This is a genomic window from Streptomyces sp. NPDC005070, from assembly GCF_053600395.1.
Genome location: NZ_JBSFZS010000380.1, coordinates 1 through 2,312 on the forward strand (window position 1 = coordinate 1; position 2,312 = coordinate 2,312).

Genomic DNA, 2,312 nt, shown 5'->3' on the forward strand with positions numbered 1-2,312 from the left:
GTCGCCGGGGCGCAGTTCGCGGCGGGCGACGGCGGCGACGGCGGCCAGGTCGTCGGCCGTATCGCAGAGACGGACGGCCGGATCGCAGAACTGCGCGCATTCTCCGCGCACCTCACCGGTGTCCACGCCGATCTCTCGGGCCCGGCGCCCTCGGGGGCGTGCGGCCCGGACTGCGGCTGCACCACGACCGGGCCGGCCGCGGCCGCCGGGCCCGTGCCGATCACACTGTCACCGACCCGCCTCTCCGCGGAGTCCGAGCCGTGGCGGGACGCCCCGGTCGCCTGCACCCTGGGCGCCACCCGGCTGGGCGAGCGCACCGAACAGTGGCGCCGGCTGGTCGGCGAGGCGAAGGGGCGCGAGGAGATCCCCGACGGCGTCCGTCTGATCTTCCCCGCCGGGGCCGAGCCGGCCGGCGAGGTGGCCGCGCTCGCCGCGGCGGAGCAGGGCTGCTGCGCGTTCTTCGACTTCACCCTGCACCTGACCCCGACCGCCCTCCATCTGGAGGTGCGGGCGCCCGAGTCCGCCGCCGGGATGCTGGCCGACCTCTTCGGAGCAACCACATGACCGCCTCCTCTCCCCGCCGGTTCCGGCCCTGGGGCACGCTCGGCGCCGGCGCGGCCGCCGCCTGCGCGGTGTGCTGCGCGGGCCCGCTCCTGGCCGTCCTCGGCGGCATGGGTCTCACCTCCGCGGTCGGCGCCCTGTGGATGCCCGCCCTGGCGATCCTGACCGTGGCCGCCGGGCTCGGCGTCCTCGTCGTACGGCACCGTCGCCGCGGAGCCTCCTGCCGCGCGGAAGCCGCACCGGCCGACCTCGGCATGCCCACCCTTGGCCCGCCTCCGGAGACGAGCGGCAGCCAGGCCACCCATGGTGAGGCAGACTGCGCGCCATGACAACGGCTGATCACGACGTCCTGACCTCCTGGAGCCGCGTCGACACCTGGCTCACGGCACACACCCGACGAGGCCCGGCGAGACCAGCGCCGGATCCCGCCCGTCTGGACGCGTTCGAGGCAGACCTCGGCCTGCCCCTGCCCGCCGACCTGCGGGCCTGGTGGCTGCTGCCCGACATCGCCGCGGGCTACTGGATTCCGGACACCTTCGCCCCGGTCTCATTGGACGAGGCTCTGGAGACCCACGAGATCTGGCTGTTGGTCGCAGAGCAGGAAGGCGACTCGTTCGACGAGAACGGCCGGCCCGAGAGCCGCTACCAGCGGGAGTTCATGCCGATCGCGTTGAGCCCCGGCGGCGACGGACTGATCGTCGACCTGCGCCCCGGTGAAGCCCACGGCGCGGTACTCCTCTGGGACCACGAGACCTGGATGCTGGACGTTCCTCGGTGGGCCTCGGTGACTTCGATGCTCCAGGACATCACCCACGCACTGGAGGCCGGGACACCGGTGTTGCTGGGCCACGCGGCCCTCGGCGGCTCCCAAGAACCCGGCACCGCAACAATCGACGACGCACTCGATCTCATGTGGCAACCCGCCGCGCCGGGTCGCTGATCAGAACGATCCGTCTTGACGCTTGACCACGGGCAATGTCTGCGGCGCAGTCAGTGCTCAAATCCCAGTGGGACGGATCGAGTTCGGCGCCCGGCGCGGGATGCGCGATCGGTCGGCGTCCCCGGCCGGACTCTGTACGACAGCGCAGCCGACGCGCAACACCGGCAAGCCCGCCCCGGCCTCCGGCCGCCTGGCCGGCGGTCTACGACTGCCGGCAGCCGTAGACCGCGCCTATCAGTTCCTTCACGGCGGCTCGAGAGCGTTCGGCGTCCAAGCCGTCGTCGAGAGCCTCCAGTTCGGCGGCAGATCTCCGACATGTCCTGGGACTGGGTGGCAACCTCCTGGTAAGCGGGCGCGCCGCCCACGATCCGCCTCAGCCCGCCGATGGCTGCGCCTCCCAAGGCCGCGGTCCTGCACCCTCCTGCCAGCGCTGCAGTTGCGGACCGTCGACGCACACGATGCCGCACTGCTCCGCGTAGTCGAGCGCGGGGGCGGTGAAGTCGCTGGTGGTGACCACGACAGCGACATCGGCGCCGTGAACGGTGAAGCAGGTGCCACCGAAGCGCTGCAGGTCCTGTGAGCCGACCCGGTTGCCGTCGCCGTACCGCTTGCACTGGATGACGACCGAGCGCCCGTCCGGCGTCATCGCCACGACGTCGGCGCCCAGGTCGCCGGCCCCACCCACGACGTCCACGTCGAGACAGCCGTCGCGCCGGCGGCGAAGTCCTGGGCCTGGTGGGCGAGTCGGGCTGCGGGAAATCGCTGACGGCCCTGACGGTGATGGGCCTGGAGCCCAAGGGCGCCCGGGTGC

Annotated in this window: 4 protein-coding genes; 3 read left to right on the plus strand and 1 reads right to left on the minus strand. The window is 72.9% G+C overall.

Annotation, left to right across the window (positions count from 1 at the left end):
• From ACWEBX_RS39280 to ACWEBX_RS39290, 3 genes are all read left to right on the plus strand, one after another.
• On the plus strand, positions 1-564 hold a 564-nt coding region (locus ACWEBX_RS39280), incomplete at its 5' end, for a heavy metal-responsive transcriptional regulator (protein ID WP_451889492.1).
• A complete protein-coding gene (locus tag ACWEBX_RS39285; protein ID WP_451889493.1) occupies positions 561-890 on the plus strand; it encodes a hypothetical protein in 330 nt (109 codons plus the stop codon). The genes ACWEBX_RS39280 and ACWEBX_RS39285, both read left to right, overlap by 4 nt.
• Complete coding sequence (locus ACWEBX_RS39290; protein WP_451889494.1) at positions 887-1,501, plus strand: SMI1/KNR4 family protein; 615 nt, start codon at positions 887-889, stop codon at positions 1,499-1,501. Before ACWEBX_RS39285 ends, ACWEBX_RS39290 begins: the two co-directional genes overlap by 4 nt.
• 373 nt (positions 1,502-1,874) lie before the next feature.
• On the opposite strand, the gene ACWEBX_RS39295 is transcribed toward ACWEBX_RS39290, so the two are convergent.
• A partial coding sequence (locus ACWEBX_RS39295; protein ID WP_451889495.1) for a restriction endonuclease occupies positions 1,875-2,312 on the minus strand: 438 nt, incomplete at its 5' end.

What these genes read in the sequence shown, in the direction of transcription:
- ACWEBX_RS39285 (WP_451889493.1), top strand. Translation starts at nt 561, where the DNA reads ATGACCGCCTCCTCTCCCCGCCGGTTCCGGCCCTGGGGCACGCTCGGC.
- ACWEBX_RS39290 (WP_451889494.1), top strand. Translation starts at nt 887, where the DNA reads ATGACAACGGCTGATCACGACGTCCTGACCTCCTGGAGCCGCGTCGAC.